Origin of the sequence: Nocardioides psychrotolerans, from assembly GCF_900113685.1 — a bacterium.
GTDB lineage: Bacteria > Actinomycetota > Actinomycetes > Propionibacteriales > Nocardioidaceae > Nocardioides > Nocardioides psychrotolerans.
Genome location: NZ_FOQG01000002.1, coordinates 333,667 through 351,633, shown reverse-complemented (window position 1 = coordinate 351,633; position 17,967 = coordinate 333,667). Strand labels below are relative to the sequence as shown.

17 protein-coding genes are annotated in these 17,967 nt (G+C 70.8%); 7 read left to right on the top strand and 10 right to left on the bottom strand.

What is annotated here, in order from left to right:
- Positions 1-39: 39 nt before the first annotated feature.
- From pspAB to BM204_RS03840, 3 genes are all read right to left on the bottom strand, one after another.
- Entirely contained in the window at positions 40-615 is a 576-nt protein-coding gene (gene pspAB, locus BM204_RS03850) for a PspA-associated protein PspAB (RefSeq protein WP_091110523.1), read from the bottom strand.
- Complete coding sequence (htpX, locus tag BM204_RS03845) at positions 615-1,532, bottom strand: zinc metalloprotease HtpX (protein WP_091110521.1); 918 nt, start codon at positions 1,530-1,532, stop codon at positions 615-617. Before htpX ends, pspAB begins: the two co-directional genes overlap by 1 nt.
- A 68-nt stretch (positions 1,533-1,600) precedes the next feature.
- Entirely contained in the window at positions 1,601-2,395 is a 795-nt protein-coding gene (locus BM204_RS03840; RefSeq protein ID WP_091110519.1) for a PspA/IM30 family protein, read from the bottom strand.
- 143 nt (positions 2,396-2,538) lie between these two features.
- Between BM204_RS03840 and BM204_RS03835 the strand changes: the two genes are divergently transcribed.
- Positions 2,539-3,123, top strand: a complete 585-nt coding sequence (locus BM204_RS03835) for a DUF3043 domain-containing protein (protein ID WP_091110518.1) — start codon at positions 2,539-2,541, stop codon at positions 3,121-3,123.
- A complete protein-coding gene (locus BM204_RS03830; RefSeq protein ID WP_091110516.1) occupies positions 3,120-3,941 on the top strand; it encodes a hypothetical protein in 822 nt (273 codons plus the stop codon). Before BM204_RS03835 ends, BM204_RS03830 begins: the two co-directional genes overlap by 4 nt.
- Here BM204_RS03830 and BM204_RS03825 read toward each other — a convergent pair.
- Positions 3,904-4,911, bottom strand: coding sequence for an aldo/keto reductase family protein (locus BM204_RS03825; RefSeq protein ID WP_091110514.1), 1,008 nt, complete (start codon positions 4,909-4,911; stop codon positions 3,904-3,906). The two genes, BM204_RS03830 and BM204_RS03825, sit on opposite strands and share 38 nt — an antisense overlap.
- A 79-nt stretch (positions 4,912-4,990) precedes the next feature.
- Here BM204_RS03825 and BM204_RS03820 point away from each other — a divergent pair, with 79 nt between their 5' ends.
- From BM204_RS03820 to BM204_RS03810, 3 genes are read left to right on the top strand one after another with little or no spacing between them, the layout of a single operon-like run.
- The gene (locus tag BM204_RS03820) at positions 4,991-5,536 is read left to right on the top strand and encodes a GNAT family N-acetyltransferase (RefSeq protein ID WP_246165883.1); all 546 of its coding nucleotides are present in this window, start codon (positions 4,991-4,993) and stop codon (positions 5,534-5,536) included.
- Positions 5,533-6,228, top strand: coding sequence for an AzlC family ABC transporter permease (locus tag BM204_RS03815; protein ID WP_091110511.1), 696 nt, complete (start codon positions 5,533-5,535; stop codon positions 6,226-6,228). The genes BM204_RS03820 and BM204_RS03815 overlap by 4 nt, the downstream gene beginning before the upstream one ends.
- A complete protein-coding gene (locus BM204_RS03810; RefSeq protein ID WP_091110510.1) occupies positions 6,225-6,524 on the top strand; it encodes an AzlD domain-containing protein in 300 nt (99 codons plus the stop codon). The genes BM204_RS03815 and BM204_RS03810 overlap by 4 nt, the downstream gene beginning before the upstream one ends.
- Positions 6,525-6,614: 90 nt before the next feature.
- Here the strand turns inward: BM204_RS03810 and BM204_RS03805 are convergent, their stop codons facing one another.
- Both BM204_RS03805 and dapB read right to left on the bottom strand, forming a co-directional pair.
- Entirely contained in the window at positions 6,615-8,222 is a 1,608-nt protein-coding gene (locus BM204_RS03805) for a M4 family metallopeptidase (RefSeq protein WP_091110508.1), read from the bottom strand.
- A gap of 124 nt (positions 8,223-8,346) precedes the next feature.
- Positions 8,347-9,102 carry a 4-hydroxy-tetrahydrodipicolinate reductase gene (gene dapB / locus BM204_RS03800; RefSeq protein ID WP_218031136.1) on the bottom strand — a complete coding sequence of 252 codons (756 nt, stop codon included), beginning with the start codon at positions 9,100-9,102 and terminating at the stop codon, positions 8,347-8,349.
- A gap of 71 nt (positions 9,103-9,173) precedes the next feature.
- Between dapB and BM204_RS03795 the strand changes: the two genes are divergently transcribed.
- Entirely contained in the window at positions 9,174-9,689 is a 516-nt protein-coding gene (locus BM204_RS03795; protein WP_091110507.1) for a class I SAM-dependent methyltransferase, read from the top strand.
- A gap of 24 nt (positions 9,690-9,713) precedes the next feature.
- Here BM204_RS03795 and BM204_RS03790 read toward each other — a convergent pair whose 3' ends face one another.
- The 3 genes from BM204_RS03790 to rpsO all read right to left on the bottom strand — a co-directional run bounded on the left by BM204_RS03790 (position 9,714) and on the right by rpsO (position 13,888).
- Positions 9,714-10,964, bottom strand: coding sequence for a M16 family metallopeptidase (locus BM204_RS03790; protein WP_246165880.1), 1,251 nt, complete (start codon positions 10,962-10,964; stop codon positions 9,714-9,716).
- Positions 10,965-11,110: 146 nt separating this feature from the next.
- Positions 11,111-13,339: a polyribonucleotide nucleotidyltransferase gene (locus BM204_RS03785; protein WP_246165877.1), complete on the bottom strand. Its 2,229-nt coding sequence runs from the start codon at positions 13,337-13,339 to the stop codon at positions 11,111-11,113.
- A 273-nt stretch (positions 13,340-13,612) separates the two neighbouring features.
- Positions 13,613-13,888: a 30S ribosomal protein S15 gene (gene rpsO, locus BM204_RS03780; RefSeq protein WP_091110501.1), complete on the bottom strand. Its 276-nt coding sequence runs from the start codon at positions 13,886-13,888 to the stop codon at positions 13,613-13,615.
- Positions 13,889-14,093: 205 nt separating this feature from the next.
- Between rpsO and BM204_RS03775 the strand changes: the two genes are divergently transcribed.
- Positions 14,094-16,259, top strand: coding sequence for a molybdopterin-dependent oxidoreductase (locus tag BM204_RS03775; RefSeq protein ID WP_246165874.1), 2,166 nt, complete (start codon positions 14,094-14,096; stop codon positions 16,257-16,259).
- Here BM204_RS03775 and ptsP read toward each other — a convergent pair.
- The gene (gene ptsP, locus BM204_RS03770) at positions 16,245-17,948 is read right to left on the bottom strand and encodes a phosphoenolpyruvate--protein phosphotransferase (RefSeq protein ID WP_091110723.1); all 1,704 of its coding nucleotides are present in this window, start codon (positions 17,946-17,948) and stop codon (positions 16,245-16,247) included. The two genes, BM204_RS03775 and ptsP, sit on opposite strands and share 15 nt — an antisense overlap.
- Positions 17,949-17,967: the final 19 nt, after the last annotated feature.

The following is a 17,967-nucleotide window of genomic DNA, read 5'->3' as shown; positions in this document are numbered from 1 at the left end:
GCCAGCGAGGTCGCGCGGGCGTACGGCCGCCCCCGTGGTTCAGAGCCCGGGTGTCCCCCACAGGGCCAGCCAGCGCGACTTGTCCTTCTCCACCGGGATCTCCGCCGCGAGCGTCTCACCGACCTGCAGCTCCAGCAAGGTGTCGCGCCTCTGCCCGGCCGCGGGCGCGAACGGGTAGAACGAGGCCTGCTTGTAGAGGTAGACCAGCGCCACGCGGCGACCCGCGGAGTCCTCGAACGGGATGGTCGAGCACAGCAGGGACGGTCCGAAGCCCTCGAGCTCCAGGGTCGTGTTGACCGCGTGGAGATCGGTGCACAGGCCACCGGTGTCGTCGGGGTCGCGGTGCACGGTCAGCCAGGTGAAGCCGAACTCATCACCGCTCACCTCGACCCGGGGCGCGTCGGCGGCCCCCCGGATCAGCTCGAGCACGTCGGTCTGCGTGTCCGCGAAGCCGGCCCCGCGGGCGGCGCGGTAGCAGACCGAGCCGGTGCCGGTCGGCATCAGCCCGGCTGCCGTCTGCAGCGTGATCGCCGCGCTCGGCACGAGGAACAGCGCGTCGAGGTCGGCCTGCTTGGGCCGGGACCGGCCGGTGATCGACTGCCAGAAGCCGGCCATCAGACCGTGGGCCGGCCCAGCTCGGCCTGAATCCGCGCGAGCTGCTCGAGGCGTTGCTCCAGCGAGGGATGGGTCGAGGTGAGGGTCCTGAGCGACACCCCGCGGATGGCCGGTGCGATGCACAACGCGCTGGCGGCGCTGACCTGACGCAGGTCGCGCTCGGGGATGGTGTTCATCTCCCCGGTGATCTTCTGCAGGGCCGAGGCGAGGGCGCCTGGGTTCATCGTGAGGTAGGCGCCGGCGCGGTCCGCCGACATCTCGCGGTAGCGCGAGAGCAGGCGCAGAAGCACGAAGCTGACGGCGTAGACGACCAGGCTGACGACGAGGACCACGAGCCAGACGGGCAGCCCGTTGTTGTTCTCGCGACGGCCGCCGAGGAGGCCGAGGCCGCCGTACTGAGCGCCCTGCGTGAGCATCCCGGCCGCGATGCCGGCCGACGAGGCCACGGTCATCACCAGCACGTCGCGGTGCGCGACGTGGGAGAGCTCGTGGGCCAGGACGCCCTCGAGCTCCTCGACGGTCAGCACCTGGAGGATGCCGGTGGTCACGCAGACGACGGAGCGGTCGGGCGAGCGCCCGGTCGCGAAGGCGTTGGGCACGTGGGTGTCGGCGATGCCGACCCGGGGCTTGGGCATGTCGGCCAGGGCACAGAGCCGGTCGATCATGCCGTGCAGCTCGGGAGCCTGCTCGGGGGTCACCTCGCGGGCGCCCATCGCGCGCATGGCGATCTTGTCCGAACGAGACCACTGGTAGACCGCGACGCCGATCCCGACCAGGCCGATCACGACACCCAGCCCGCCCCCCACGGCCAATGCGAGCCCCACCACGAGCGCGACGAACAGCGCGCCGAGCAGGAACATGACGAGCGTCATGCGGGCAGTGAGCCCCTTGTCACCGATGAACCGAGAGCGAGCCATGGCTCCAGTGTCCAGGGGCTTCCCAAGCGTTTCCTGAGCGCCTCGCTGTCAGCCCTGGCAGCGAGGCGTCAGCGCGGCTTCTCGCCCTCGGTCTCGGTCCGCGGCTCGCCGACGATGTCGCTGTCGGCGGGGGCGCCGGGGGCGATCGCGTCGGGCGCCGCTGGAGCCGAGAGGCCCTTGAGGCGCGCGAGCTCGGTCTCGACGTCGGACTGCGAGCTCATGGCCTCGAGCTCGCGGGCGATGTCGTCACCGGCGTTGACCGAGGAGGCGTCGTCGAGCGCACCCGATGCGATCAGCTCGTCGATGGCACCTGCCCGTGCCTGCATCTGCGCCGTCTTGTCCTCGGCGCGCTGGATCGCCTGGCCGACGTCGCCCATCTCGTCACCGATGCCGGACATCGCCTCGTTGATGCGCGTCTGGGCCTCGGCGGCGGTGTAGGTCGCCTTGATCGTCTCCTTGCGGGTGCGGAACGACTCGACCTTGGCCTGCAGCCGCTGCTGGGCGAGGGTGAGCTTCTCCTCCTCCGCCTGGAGGTTGGCGTGCTGGGTCTTGAGGTCGGTGATCTGCCCCTGGAGGCCGGACTTGCGGGTCAGCGCCTCGCGAGCGAGATCCTCGCGGTCCATCTTCAGCGCCTTCTCGGCCTGATCGGTGTATTTCGAGGCCTGCTGCTCGAGCTGGGCGACCTGGAGCTCGACGCGCTTGCGGCTGGTGGCGACGTCGGCCACGCCCCGTCGTACCTTGGAGAGGAGGTCGAGCTGGCGCTGGTAGCTGTAGTCCAGCGTCTCGCGGGGGTCCTCGGCGCGGTCGAGGGCCTTGTTGGCCTTCGACCGGAAGATCAGGCTGATGCGCTTCATCATGCTCATCGGGTGGGGGGTCCCTCTCGGCTGGTCCTGCGTGGTGCGTGGTCTCACTTCAGCCTACGGCGCCACCGATGGGCTCCGCGACCACGCGGGTAGTCTGGGCCAGCCAGCCCCCTGCCTGCCCCGACTCCCGAAGGCCTGTCCCGTTGTTTGGTCGTAGCAAGTCCGAGACCCCCACCGTCGACTCCACCTCGATGAAGCCCGGTGGCAAGGGTCGCCCCACGCCCACGCGCAAGGAGGCCGAGGCCGCGGCACGCGCCAAGGCCAAGGTGCCGCGCACCCGCAAGGAGCTCGCCGCCGCACAGCGCTCCTCGCGCGTCGAGTCGAGCCAGAAGGTCCGCGCCGCCATGAAGTCCGGCGACGAGCGCTACTTCATGGCCCGCGACAAGGGGCCGATGCGTCGCTTCGTCCGCGACTACGTCGACGCCCGCTTCTCCATCGTCGAGCTGATGATCCCGCTGCTGATCGTGACCATGGTCCTGGGCTACTCCGGCAACCCGGACCTGGCGAGCATGGGCAACACGCTGCTGCTGGGCACGCTGCTCCTGGTCATCTTCGACATCCTCCTGATGCGCCGCCGGATGAAGAAGGAGCTCGAGCGCCGCTTCCCCGGGGAGAGCCAGAAGGGCATCGCCTACTACTCCATCACCCGCGCGATGCAGATGAAGTTCATGCGGATGCCCAAGGCCAAGGTCAAGATCGGCCAGGAGCTGCCTGAGCACTACCGGTGACGAGCCAGGCAGCCGGTCTGCTGACCGGGCTGCTGGCCGCCGTCCTCTTCGGCCTCGCGGCCGTCGCCCAGGCCCGCGCCGTACGACGGGGCGCGCAGCGCCCGAGCCGGCTCACCGACTTCGTGGCCCATGCCGTGCGGGACCCGCTGACGATGCTGGTCGTGCTGGCCTACCTCGGCGGCTTCGTGCTGCACGCGGTCTCGATCTACCTGGTGCCGCTCTACCTGGCGCAGGTGCTGATCTCGTTGTCGCTGCCGATCACGGCGCTGGCGTCGCGGCGCGTCGACGAGGAGCTCGCGCCGGGTGACTGGGCCGGGGTGCTGGCGGTTACCGCCGGGCTGGTGCTCGTCGCGCTCGGTGCCGGCGAGCCGGGCGAGGTGGTGACCACGTGGACCTTCGCCCTCCCCCTGGCCGCCGGTGTCCTGACGCTGGGCCTCGTCGGGCTCATCGGGAGCGGCTGGGCCGGGCCGGTGCTCGGGGCGGCGGCCGGCCTGGGCTACGCAGGCTCCGCACTCGCGGTGCGCGGCGTCGGGCTGCCGTTCGAGGCGGCTGTCGTCGTCGCGGCGCTCGCCGTGCCGCTCTTCGGGCTGCTCTCGTTCTGGCTCTACTCCCTGGGCATGCACGCCGACGCGGTCACGGCTACGACCGCGCCACTGATCGTGGGCCAGACCGCTGTGCCCGCCCTGCTGGGCGTGTGGCTGCTCGGCGACCAGGTGCGCGACGGCTGGACCGCGAGCGTGGTCGCCGGACTCACGCTCGCGGTCGCAGGTGCCGTGTGGGTCAGCCGAAGTCGCGTCGCGACGGCGACTGCGTCTTAGCGGGGTCCCGCTCGGCCACGTCGCCGACGACACCGTCGATGGCAGTCATGGTGGCCTCGTCGAGCTTGACGCCTGCCGCCTTCACGTTCTCCGTGACCTGCTCGGGCCGGCTGGCGCCGATGATGGCCGAGGAGACGTTGGGGTTCTGCAGGACCCACGCCACGGCGAGCTGGGCCATGCTCAGGCCGGCCTCGTCGGCGATCGGCTGGAGCTGCTGGACGCGCGTGAGCACGTCGTCCTTCAACCAGCGCGAGATCATGTCGGACCCGCCCTTGTCGTCGGTCGCGCGCGAGCCGGCCGGCGGCTGCTCGCCGGGCTTGTACTTGCCGGTGAGCACGCCCTGCGCGATCGGCGACCAGACGACCTGACCCAGGCCCAGCTCCTCGCTGGTGGGCACGACCTCGGCCTCGATGACCCTCCAGAGCATGTTGTACTGCGGCTGGTTGGACACCAGCGGGATCTTCAGCTCGCGCGCGAGGGCATGGGCGGCCCGGATCTCTTCGGCCCGCCACTCCGAGACACCGATGTAGAGCGCCTTGCCGGCCCGGACGACGTCCGCGAAGGCCTCCATCGTCTCCTCGAGCGGGGTCTCGTGGTCGTAGCGGTGGGCCTGGTAGAGGTCGACGTGGTCGGTGCCGAGCCGCGTCAGCGAGCCGTCGATCGCCTCGAGGATGTGCTTGCGGGACAGGCCGTGGTCGTTGTGCTTGCCGGGGCCGGTCGGCCAGAAGACCTTGGTGAAGATCTCCAGGCCCTCGCGCCGCTCGCCCTGGAGCGCCTTGCCGAGCACGGTCTCCGCCGCGGTGTTGGCATAGACGTCGGCGGTGTCGAAGGTGGTGATGCCCTCGTCGAGGGCCTGGCGCACGCAGGCCAGCGCGGCGTCCTCCTCCACCTGCGAGCCATGGGTGAGCCAGTTGCCGTAGGAGATGGCCGAGATCTTGAGGCCGCTTGCCCCGAGGTTGCGAATTTCCATGTCTCCGACCCTAGGTCCCCGCCCAAGCCGGGGACCGACCACCGCGAGCAGTCCAGGACGGGGATGTCAGGATGCAGGGGTGAGCAGCCCTACCGCCGACGTGTCCGTGCGCATCGCCTGGGCCGACGACGCCGCGGCGATCGCTGCCCTCCAGCTGCGCACCTGGCGCACGACCTATGCCGACCTCCTTCCGCCCGAGGCGCTGCCTGACGACGTCGACGCCACAGCCGCTGCGTGGGCCGCGTCGCTGCGCAAGCCGCAGGACGCCCGCCACCGGGTGCTCGTCGCCCTGGAGCGCAACCGGGTCGTGGGTTTCGCGATGACCGGTCCGGGCTCGGACCCCGACAGCGACCCGGTCGCCGACGCCGAGATGCAGGAGCTCACGATCGACCCCGGCGAGCGGGGCAAGGGCCACGGGTCGCGCCTGCTCCAGGCCGCGATCGACACGATGCTCGCCGACAGGTTCACGCGTGCGGTGCAGTGGACCATCGCCACCGACGACGCGTTGCGGGTGTTCCTCAGCGAGGCCGGCTGGGCTCCCGACGGCGCCCACCGCGAGCTGGACCTCGACGGCACCGGCGCCACGGTCGTCAAGCAGGTCCGCCTGCACACCGCCTTTTCGTGAGCCCGGAGGCCGACGCTCCCCTCGAGGACCGTCGCGCCATCGTGCGCGACAGCCTCGGCGTGGGCCTGGCCACCGGCACCTACGCCATCTCCTTCGGCGCGGTCTCCGTCGCCGCCGGCCTCAGCGTGCCGCAGACCTGCGCGCTGTCCCTGCTGATGTTCACCGGGGCCTCCCAGTTCGCCCTGGTCGGCGTCATCGCCTCGGGCGGTGCTCCCCTGTCCGGGGCGCTCACCGCGCTGCTGCTCGGCACCCGCAACACCCTCTACGGACTGCGTCTCGCGCCCCTGCTGGCCTGGACCGGACGACGTCGCCTCGGCGCCGCCCACCTGCTCATCGACGAGTCGACCGCGATGGCCGTGACCCGTCGTACGACGGAAGGGGCGCGGGTCGGCTTCCTGACCACGGGCGCATCGATCTTCGTCCTGTGGAACGTCTTCACCCTGCTCGGTGCGATCGGTGGGACGGCGATCGGCGACCCGCGCACCTACGGGCTCGACGCGGCCGTCGGTGCCGCCTTCCTGGCCCTGCTCTGGCCGCGGCTCCAGCAACGTCACACCGTGCTCGTGGCCCTGCTCGCGGCGGCCGTGGCGCTGGGCATGGTGCCGGTCACGGCGGCCGGGATCCCGGTGCTGGTCGCCGGTGGTGTCGTGCTGCTGGTCGGCCTGTTCCCCCGATCGGCGGTCGACCGATGACGTGGGTGGCGATCGTGGTGGCCGGTGTCGGCTGCTACCTGCTCAAGCTGGCCGGGCTGTCGGTGCCGGCCCGGGTGCTCGAGCGTCCCGTCGTGGCACGGGTGGCCGACCTGATCCCGGTGGCCCTGCTGGCGGCCCTCGTGGCGATCCAGGTCTTCACGACCGGGCAGGCGCTGGTGCTCGACGCCCGGGCCCTGGCGCTCAGCGCCGCCGTGGCGCTGCTGGCGCTCCGGGCGCCGTTCCTGGTCGTGGTGTTCGGCTCGGCCGCCGTCGCCGCGCTGGTGCGGCTGATCTGAGCTGGCTGCGTGTGAACGGTCCGCGCGATCGCAGACGGGGCCCGCGCCGGTTCCGTCCGGCACGGGCCCCTTCCCCTACGTGGAGAGCTGTCAGGAGACGCTGACGGCGCTCCACGCCGCAGCCACCGTGGTGTGCTGCGTGCTGCCGTTGCCGAACAGGTCGGCGGCCGCGCTCAGCGTGGCGGTCCGGGCCTGTGCGTAGGTGGTGCCGGAGGTCATGTAGACGTCCAGCGCACGGAACCAGATCTTCTGGGCGGCGTCGCGCCCCAGGCCCGTGATGGTCGAGCCGTTGCACGTGGTCGAGCTGTGGGCGGTGCCACCGATGGTCTTGGCGCCCGAGCCCTCGGCCAGCAGGTAGAAGAAGTGGTTGGCGACGCCCGAGGAGTAGTGGACATCCAGGTTCTTGGTGTTGGTGCTGTAGCAGTTGGGCGAGCTGCCGTCGGCAATCGGGTTGTCCATGCGACGGAAGCCCTCACCTGCGGCCAGGTCGAACTCCTCACCGATGAGGTAGTCGGCCGGGTCGCTGACGTTGGCGGCATAGAACTCCACCATCGTGCCGAAGATGTCCGAGGTGGCCTCGTTGAGGCCGCCGGACTCGCCGGAGTAGGTGAGGTTGGCGGTGTTCTCGGTGACGCCGTGGCTCATCTCGTGGCCGGCCACGTCGAGCGAGACCAGCGGACCGAACGACGTGCCGTCGCCGTCGCCGTAGGTCATCTTGGTGCCGTCCCAGAACGCGTTGACGTAGTTGCGGCCGTAGTGCACGCGACTCGGGGCGCCGGTGCCGTTGTCGAAGATCCCGTTGCGGCCGTGCACGAGCTTGAAGTAGTCGAAGGTCACCGCGCCGCCGTAGTGGGCGTCGACGGCGGCCGACTCGCGGTTGGCGTTGGTGGCGGTGCCGAAGGAGGTGTCGGGGCTGGAGAACGCGACTCCGTTGCTGCACGAGCCCAACAGACCACAGATGGGCGAGTCGGTCTTGTTCTGCATGTCGGTGGTCTTCGCGTTGCCGTGAGCCGCGTCGGTCAGCGTGTTGGTCGAGCCCGACTGGGTGATGCTGATCGGAACGGTGCCGCTGTAGAGCGACTGGCCGGAGCCGTCGGCGGTGTGGATCTGCTCCTCGCGGCGGACGACCTGGCCGGACTTCGCGTCGACGTAGGTGGCGAGACGGCTGGGCGTCCCGTCCGTCTGACGACCCAGCGTCATGACCTCCCACGCGAGGCGCGGATTGCCGGAGAGGGCGTCGACCACGAGGCGCGGGGCCCCCTCGGCCCGGAGGTTGAGGATCGAGGCGGTCGCCGTGGCCGGGCTCAGGGCACGCGTGCGGGCGGCGTCCTGGGTCACGGACGGTGTCGTCGAGAGCGTCAGCGGCGTCGCCAGGGTCTGGCTGACCCCGCGCCAGCCGGCTTCGGGGCCGCGGTGGACGACCAGGTCTCCGCCGAGGACCTCGAGGCCGTCGATCGTGCGGTTCAACCGGACGTGGCTGCTGCCGTCGGCGTCGACGACGGTGTCGACGGGGAGGAACTCCTGCTCGGCCGCGGGAAGTGCGGCACCGGGGTGCTGCGCAAGCGCCTGGAGTGCGGCCGTGACCACGTCGGGTCGTCGGTCGGACGAGCCAGGGGCGCTCGTGGCGGAGGTCGCCTGGACACCGAGGGTGCCTGCTGCCAGAACGGCGGCGGCGGCGAGACCGAGAGTCTTACGCATGCTGTACCTCTCAACGAGGACGTTTCCGAGTGAACGTCTGTGCTCCCAGGGTGGCGGGCCGACCCTGCGCGCGCATCGGGCTGAGGCCTGCGAGTCGCTGCACTGCACGAACTTGCAGAAGTGGTCAGTCCAGGTCGAGGAAGTGCTCGAGGCCGACCGTGAGGCCGGGGCGGGCCGCGACCTGGCGCACCCCGGTGAGCACCCCGGGGGTGAACGAGGCCCGGTCCATCGAGTCGTGCCGGATCGTGAGGGTCTCCCCCACCCCACCGAGGATGACCTCCTGGTGGGCGACCAGGCCGCGGATCCGCAGGCTGTGCACGCGGATGCCGTCCACGTCGGCGCCCCGGGCGCCCTCGAGGCCCGTGGAGGTCGCGTCGGGTGGAGGGGACATGCCGGCCTCGCGTCGGGCGGCCGCGATGAGCTCCGCCGTACGACGTGCGGTCCCGGAGGGTGCGTCGGCCTTGTCGGGGTGGTGGAGCTCCACGACCTCGACCGACTCGTAGAAGCGGGCGGCCTGCGCGGCGAAGCGCATCATCACGATGGCGCCGATCGAGAAGTTGGGCGCGATCAGCACACCGACCGCGGGAGCCGAGGTGAGCTGATCGCGCAGCGCCGACAGGCGGACCTCGTCGAAGCCGGTGGTGCCGACGACGGCGTGGATGCCGTGCTCGATGCAGAACGCCAGGTTGTCCATGACGACGTCGGGGTGGGTGAAGTCGACGACCACCTCGGCGCGTGAGTCGACGAGAGCCCCGATCGGGTCACCCTGGTCGACCTCCGCGACGAGCTCGACACCGTCGGCCGCCGCCACCGCGCGGCACACCTCGGCGCCCACCTTGCCTCGCGCGCCCAGCACGCCCACCCTGATCTGCTCAGCCACGTGACCAACTTAGCGGTCCACGGGCATGGCGTTCTCAGCGCGGCAGGGTCCGTTTCTGGCAGTGTGGAGCCATGGCCGTGAACACCATCCCGTCGCGGATTCGCTGGGCCGTCGACTTCATGGACGTCCAGCCATCCGACCACGTCCTCGAGATCGGCTGCGGTCCCGGGGCTGCGGCCGAGCTGATCTGTGGACGGCTGGAGTCCGGCAAGCTCTTCGCGATCGACCGATCGGAGTCCGGGGTCGACCGCACCAAGCGCCGCAACGCCGCCCACGTCGAGTCCGGTCGCCTGACCGTACGCCAGATCGACCTCGCGACCCTGCGGGTCCCGGTCAAGCGACTCCACAAGGTCTTCTCGTTCAACGTCAACCTGTTCTGGGTGCGCGACTGCGCCGACGAGGTCGCGCTGCTGCACGAGCGCGTGCTCCCCGGGGGCGGGGTCTACCTCTTCTACGAGGTCCCTCGCCCCGAGGAGGTGCCGCGGGTCGTCGAGCAGGCCTCGGCGGCCCTGACCAACGGTGGCTTCCGGGTGTCCGTCGTGGACAACAAGCGTCCTGCGGTCATCGGCATCATCGGGCGCCGCTGACGGCGCTCAGCTGCTGCAGACGGCTCAGCCCGGTCCGACGATCGCCAGGATCTCCGGCTGGGAGAAGATCTCGGCCGCCACCGACGACACCTCGTCGAGCGTGACCGCCTCGATGCGGGCGAGCACCTCGTCGATGCTCAGCAGCTCGTCGTGGACCAGCTCGGACTTGCCGAGCCGCGACATCCGCGAGCCGGAGTCCTCGAGCCCCAGGACCAGTCCCCCCCGCAGCTGTCCCTTGCCCCGGGAGAGCTCCTCGGCGCTGATGCCGTGGGCCGCGACGCGGGAGAGCTCGGTGCGAACGGTCGCGAGCACCTCCTCGAGCTTGCTCGGCAGGCATCCGACCGAGACACCGACGATGCCGGAGTCGGCGTGGTGGGAGGCGAAGGAGAAGACGGAGTAGGCCAACCCCCGTCGCTCACGGACCTCCTGGAAGAGCCGGCTCGAGGTGCCCCCGCCGAGGGCGGTGTTGAGCACGCCGAGGGCGAAGCGGCGCTGGTCGCCGCGCGCCATGCCCTTCATGCCGAGCACCAGGTTGACCTGCTCGAAGGGGCGGGTCGCCTCGACGGTGCCGGGCGTGATGCGCGAGCCGCGGCCCGACGTACGCGGGGGTGCCGGAACGGCGTCGCCCTCGAGGAAGCCGTTGCGGGCGAAGGCCCGGCGCACCTGGCGCACGAGGACAGCGTGATCGACGCTGCCGGCGACCGCGACGACCATGTTGGGGGCCGTGTAGTGCCGGCGGTAGAAACGCCTGATCTGCGCCCGCGTCAACGACTCGATGGAGAGCACGGTGCCGGCGATGTCGCGCCCGAGCGGCGACTCACGCCCCCACGCCTGCTCGGCGAAGAGGTTGTGGACGACGTCGTCGGGGTCGTCGTCGTGCATCGCGATCTCGTCGAGGATCACGTCACGCTCGGCCTCGACGTCCTCGTCGGTGACGGTGCTGTTGGTGATCATGTCGCCGAGCACGTCGACGGCCAGCGGCAGGTCCTCGTCGAGGACCCGCGCGTGGAAGCAGGTGAACTCCTTCGCGGTGAACGCGTTGAACTCGCCACCCACCGCGTCCAGCGCGATCGAGATGTCGAGCGCCGAGCGCTCGGTGGTGCCCTTGAAGAGCAGGTGCTCGAGGAAGTGCGACGCACCGTGGAGCTGGTGGGTCTCATCGCGCGAGCCCACGCCCACCCAGACCCCGATGGCGGCCGAGCGGGCGCCGGCGATCTGCTCGGTGACGACGCGCAGCCCTCCGGGCAGCACCGTACGACGGACACGTGAGGTCACCTGTCCGTCACCGTCGCGGACGGTCTGGAGCGTGCGCGTGGAGCCGACCGGCTGAGCAGCCTTGGTGCGGGGACGGGGGGCCTGGGCCCCCCGAGAAGGCGTCGACCCGCCCGAGGAGCTCGGGCGGGTCGACGATGAAGCCTTGGTCACTCGGTGTCCGAGCCCTCGGCGGGGGCGTCGCCCTCGCCGTCGGTCTCCTCGACCACGGGGATCAGCGAGAGCTTGCCGCGGTCGTCGACCTCGGCGATCTCGACCTGGACCTTCTGGCCCACGGACAGGACGTCCTCGACGGCCTCGACGCGCTTGCCGCCGGCCAGGCCACGCAGCTTGCTGATGTGCAGCAGGCCGTCCTTGCCGGGCATGAGCGAGACGAAGGCACCGAAGTTGGTCGTCTTGACGACCGTGCCGAGGTAGCGCTCGCCGACCTCGGGCATGGTCGGGTTGGCGATCGCGTTGACGGCCTGGCGGGCAGCCTCGGCCGCCTCGCCGTTGGTGGCACCGATGTAGATGGTGCCGTCGTCCTCGATCGACAGCGAGGCGCCGGTGTCGTCCTGGATCTGGTTGATGACCTTGCCCTTCGGGCCGATGACCTCGCCGATCTTGTCGACGGGGATACGGACCGTGATGATGCGCGGCGCGTGGACCGACATCTCCTCGGGGACGCTGATCTCCTCGTTCATGACCGCGAGGATCGCCGTGCGGGCGTCCTTGGCCTGGTTGAGGGCGGCCGCGAGGACCTCGGCGGGGATGCCGTCGAGCTTGGTGTCGAGCTGGAGAGCGGTGACGAACTCCGGGGTGCCGGCGACCTTGAAGTCCATGTCGCCCATGGCGTCCTCGGCACCGAGGATGTCGGTCAGCGCGACGTACTCGGTCTTGCCGTCGACCTCACCGGAGATGAGACCCATCGCGATGCCGGCGACGGGGGCCCGGAGCGGGACACCGGCCTGCAGCAGCGACAGGGTCGAGGCGCAGACCGAACCCATCGAGGTGGACCCGTTGGAGCCCATGGCCTCGGAGAGCTGACGGATCGCGTAGGGGAACTCCTCGCGGGTCGGCAGGACGGGCAGCAGCGCACGGCGCGCGAGCGCGCCGTGACCGACCTCGCGGCGCTTGGGCGAGCCCACGCGACCGGTCTCACCCGTCGAGAACGGCGGGAAGACGTACTTGTGCATGTAGCGGCGCGACTTCTCCGGGGAGAGCGTGTCCAGCTTCTGCTCGAGGGTGAGCATGTTGAGCGTGGTGACACCCAGGATCTGGGTCTCGCCGCGCTCGAACAGCGCCGAGCCGTGGACGCGCGGGATCACGCCGACCTCGGCGTGGAGCGCGCGGATGTCGGCCAGACCGCGACCGTCCATGCGGACCTTGTCGCGCAGCACGCGGGTGCGCATGAGGGACTTCGTGACCGACTTGAACGCGGCCCCGATCTCCTTCTCGCGACCCTCGAACTGGGGCCCGACCTGGTCGAGCAGCGACGCCTTGACGGTGTCGAGGGCGGCCTCACGCTCGAGCTTGTCGGCGATGACCAGCGCGGCGCCGGCGCCTTCGGAGGCGGCGGCGAGCACGGCGTCGTAGACGTCGTCCTCGTAGTCGAGGAAGACCGGGAAGTCCTGGACCGGCTTGGCGGCGGTCTTGGCCAGCTCGGCCTGGGCCTCGCACAGCTGCTTGATGAAGGGCTTGGCCGCGTCGAGACCGCCGGCGACGACCTCCTCGGTCGGGGCCTGGGTGCCGCTCTGGACGAGGTTCCAGGTCTGCTCGGTGGCCTCGGCCTCGACCATCATGATCGCGACGTCACCGGTGTCGGTGACCCGACCGGCGACGACCATGTCGAACACGGCGTTCTCGAGCTGGCTGTAGGTCGGGAACGCGACCCACTGGCCCTCGATCAGGGCGACGCGGACGCCGCCGACCGGGCCCGAGAACGGCAGGCCGGAGAGCTGGGTGGACAGCGACGCGGCGTTGATCGCCAGCACGTCGTAGGGGTGGTCGGGGTTGAGCGCCATGACCGTGATGACGACCTGGACCTCGTTGCGCAGACCCTTCTTGAACGTCGGGCGCAGGGGTCGGTCGATCAGGCGGCAGGTGAGGATGGCGTCCTCGCCGGGACGACCCTCGCTGCGGAAGAACGAGCCGGGGATCTGGCCCGCGGCATACATCCGCTCCTCGACGTCGATCGTCAGGGGGAAGAAGTCGAAGTGGTCCTTGGGGTGCTTGCCGGCCGTGGTGGCCGAGAGCAGCATCGTGTCGTCGTCGAGGTAGGCGGTCACCGAACCGGCGGCCTGGCGGGCGAGGAGCCCGGTCTCGAACTTGACGGTGCGCTTGCCGAACTTGCCGTTGTCGAGAACGGTCTCGACGGCGGAGATGACGGGTTCAGTCACGTTGATCTTTCTGTTCGCGGTGCGATCCGCGACTCCCGCGCACATGTCCCTGAGTTCCCTCGTCGGGGGGGACGGTGGCCGATCTTCGATCGAGACCCGCAGCAGCCCGTGGTGCGAGGTGGGCTCCTGAAGATCACTACCGAGGACCGGGCCTGCGGTGGCGCGGATCGCATCTGTGTGGTGTTCAGTTGGAGGTCTCGCGACCCTGCCTGCAATGTAACGCCCTGCCATGTGACGAAGGGACCCACCAGATGGTGAGTCCCTCCGCACGTGTCAGCGGCGCAGGCCGAGGCGCTCGACGATCGAGCGGTAGCGCTCGATCTCGGTCTTGCGCAGGTAGTTGAGCAGGCGGCGGCGCTGACCGACGAGCAGCAGCAGACCACGACGGCTGTGGTGGTCGTGCTTGTGCATCTTGAGGTGGTCGGTCAGGTGGCTGATCCGGAAGGACAGCAGTGCGATCTGCACCTCGGGCGAACCAGTGTCGCCCTCGGTCGTGGCGTAGTCCGCCATGATCTTCTTCTTGGTGGCAGCGTCGGTTCCGATGGACATGCGACTCCTTCTGGTTCACTCGTTGCGCGGCGCGCCGGGGCCTGTTCACCCGGGCACTCTCGATCCGCGGCCGTTGTACGGCGGTTGGTTCAGTGCTGATGTCACCCGTGGGCAACCGAGGAAGCGTATCGCGGGGCCCGACCAGCCCCAAATGCTCAGTGGCGACCCTGACGGGGCGTGGAGCGATCCGTGGCACGATGCGAGCGTGGGCCTCCTGACGATCTCCCCCGTGTCCGACGACTTCACCGGCACCCGGCTGGGGGTGTGCAACCTCTGCGAGGCCATCTGCGGCATCCGGCTCACCATCGAGCGCGGCGAGGTCACCGCGATCCGCGGCAACGACGCCGACCCGCTCTCGCGCGGCTACATCTGCCCCAAGGGCGTGTCGATGGCCGACGTCTACACCGATCCCGACCGCCTCAAGCGGCCGATCCGCCGCGTGACTGACGACGCAGGTGACACCACCTGGGTGGAGATGGACTGGGACGAGGCCTACGACCTGGTGGCGGACCGGCTCGCCGCGACGATCACCGAGCACGGCCGCAACTCGGTCGGCGTCTACCTCGGCAACCCCAGCGCCCACTCGCTCGGTTCCCAGACCCACGGCACCGCCCTGGTGAAGTCGTTGCGCACGCGCAACCGCTTCAGCGCCTCGTCCGTCGACCAGATCCCCCACCAGCTCGTCTCCTGGCAGCTCTACGGCCACCAGCTGATGATCCCCGTGCCCGACATCGACCGCACGTCGTACTTCCTGGTCGTCGGCGCCAACCCGATGGCCTCCAACGGCTCCTTGATGACCGTGCCCGACTTCCCCGCCCGGGTCCGCGAGCTCAAGGCACGCGGAGGGCAGATGGTCGTCCTCGACCCGCGGCGCACCGAGACTGCGAAGGTCGCCACCGCCCACCACTTCGTGCGGCCAGGCACCGATGCGGTCGTGCTGCTCGCGATGCTGAACGTCCTCTTCACCGACGGCCTCACCACGCCCCCGCCGTACGTCGACCACGTCGACCGCGTCCGCGAGCTGGTCACGGCTTTCACGCCGGAGGGCGCCGAGGCGCACAGCGGGGTGCCCGCCGACGTGATCCGCCAGGTGGCGCGCGACTTCGCCGCCGCCGACGCAGCCGCGGCCTACGGTCGGGTGGGTGTGTCGACCCAGGGTTTCGGGTCGGTGTGCCAGTGGGCCATCCAGTGCCTCAACCTGCTCACCGGCAACCTGGACCGTCCGGGCGGGGTGATGTTCCCCGAGCCGGCGATCGACATCGTGGGGCGCCGGATCATCGGGCAGGGCCACTTCGACGCCTGGCGCAGCCGGGTGCGCGACAGCCCGGAGTTCGCCGGCGAGCTGCCGGTGTCGGTGCTGCGCGAGGAGATCGAGACCGAGGGCGACGGGCAGGTGCGGGCGATGGTGACGATGGCCGGCAACCCGGTGCTGTCGACGCCGGACGGCACGAGCCTGGCGCGAGCGCTCGCGAGCATCGACTTCATGGTCTCGATCGACATCTACCTCAACGAGACGACCCGCCACGCCGACGTGATCCTGCCGCCGACTTCGGCGCTGGAGCGCGACCAGTACGACCTGGTCTTCCACAACTTCGCCGTCCGCAACACCGCCCGTTTCACCCCGGCCGTCTTCGCCAAGGCCAAGGGCCAGCGCCACGACTGGCAGATCTTCAGCGCCCTCGCCTCGCGGCTGCAGTCCCGCCTGGGCGACGAGCTGCCGCTCAAGGCGCGCGTGCTGTCGTGGGCGCGGATGACCGCGTCCCCTGCCGTCGTGGTGACGGGGCTTCTCCTGACCGGCAGGAAAGTGTCGATGCGTCAGCTGCGCGCACACCCCGCAGGCGTCGACCTCGGGCCCCTGCAGCCGACGATGCCGGCCCGCCTCCAGACGAACAACAAGCGGATCGACCTCGCGCCGGCGCTCCTGGTCGGCGACCTGGACCGGCTGCATGCGTCGCTCGAGGAGTCGCCTTCGCAGGGCACGGACGAGCTGCTGCTCATCGGTCGGCGCCACCAGCAGGACTGCAACTCCTGGCTGCACAACACCGCACGCCTGACCCGGGGCAAGCCGCGCCACCACCTGCTGATGCACCCCGACGACCTGGTCGCCCGCGGCCTGACCGACGGCGGCCGCGTCACCGTGACCTCCCGCGTGGGATCGGTCGAGGTCGAGGCCACCGGGGTCGACGACATGATGCCGGGGGTCGTCTCGCTCCCCCACGGCTACGGCCACCAGGTCGACGGCACCCGCCTCGGCAACGCCCGCCAGGTCGCTGGGGTCTCGATCAACGACCTGACCGACCCCGACAAGCTCGACATCTCCGGCAACGCCGCGTTCAACGGCGTGCCGGTGACGGTCTCAGCCGTCCAGTAGCGCCAGCACCGCAGCACGACCCGCAGCCGGGTCCTCGGCCCCCATCGCTGCCTCGGCCACCTCCTCGCACTGCTCGGAGGTCGTGGTGGCCAGTCGCGCCCCCACCGGGCGTACGGCGACCGCGGCCATCGACAGCGACGTGACACCCATGCCCACCAGGGCACAGGCGAGCAGCGGGTCGGCGGCGGCCTCCCCGCAGACGCCCACGGGCTTGCCGGCCTGCTTGCCGGCCTCCGCGGTGATCGCGATCAGCTGGAGCACGGCCGGCTGCCACGGGTCGGTCAGGTAGGCCAGGTCGGTGGCCATCCGGTCGGCGGCCATCGTGTACTGGGTGAGGTCGTTGGTGCCGATCGAGAGGAAGTCGACCTCCGCGAGCATCCGGGGCGCCAGCAGGGCAGCCGAGGGCACCTCCACCATGACGCCCGCCCTGAGCCCGCGACCACGCACGGCGGCTGCGAACCCGCGGGCCTCGGCGACGGTCGCGACCATCGGCGCCATCACCCAGGTCTCGGTGCCGGTGCGCTCGGCCGCGATGGCGATGGCGTCGAGCTGGCGCTCGAGCAGGCCGGGGTTGTCGAAGGACAGGCGCAGGCCCCGGACGCCGAGCGCGGGGTTCTCCTCGCCCTCGTGGGTCGCGAAGGCCACGGGTTTGTCGCTGCCGGCGTCGAGGGTGCGCACCACGACGTGCCGCGACCCTGCGAAGGGGGTCAGCACCGCGGCGTAGATGTCGGCCTGCTCCTCCACCGTCGGCTCCTCGGCCCGGTTCAGGAAGCACAGCTCGGTGCGGAAGAGGCCGACCCCTTCGACCGGCGCCTGCGCGGAGGAGGCCGAGGACTCCCCGTCGGCGACGTTGGCGAGCAGCTTGACGGGCATGCCGTCGGCCGTGGCTCCGGGGCCGGCCCAGGACGACAGCGCCGCGCGCGACTCGACGTCCATCGCCACCAGCCGCTGGGCCTCGGCGGCGTCGGGACGAAGCCGCACCGAGCCGGAGGTGCCGTCCACCAGGAGCGGTGTCCCCGCCTCGATGGCGAGGGCGCCGGCCGTGCCGACGACGCAGGGGATGCCCAGCTGGCGGGCGATGATCGCGGTGTGGCTGGTCGGGCCGCCACGCTCGGTCACGAGCGCCAGCACCACAGTCGGGTCGAGACCGGCGGTGTCGGCGGGGGCGAGGTCCTCGGCGACGACCACGGAGGGCCGCTCGGGCGTCGGCACACCGGGCTCGGCCTCCCCGACGAGGCGGGCGACGAGGCGTCGTTCGATGTCGCGCAGGTCGGTGGCGCGCTCGGCCATCAACCCGCCCATCGAGGTGAAGATCGTGACGAACTGCTCCGCGGCCTCGCTCACCGCGGTCAGCAGGTCGTCGCCCTTGCGCAGCGCCTTGCGCACGGAGCTTCGCAGGCCCTTGTCGCGCGTGAGGCCGGCGCTGGCAGTCAGCACCCCCGCGGCCGCCCCGGACGCGACCTCGGCCTTGGCTGTGAAGCCGGCTGCGACGGCGTCGACCGCGGCGTCGTAGGCAGCGAGCGCGGCGTCCTCGTCGGCGAAGCCGCCGTCACCGAAGCGCGAGACGGCCTCGGCGGGGATCTCCGTGCGGATGACGAGGGCCGGCCCGAAGGCCAGGCCGGGCACGACCGGGGTGCCTCGGAGCTCACTCTGCAGCGACGGGGGGACAGCGGCGGAGTCGGTGACCATGCTCACCAGTTAACCTGCC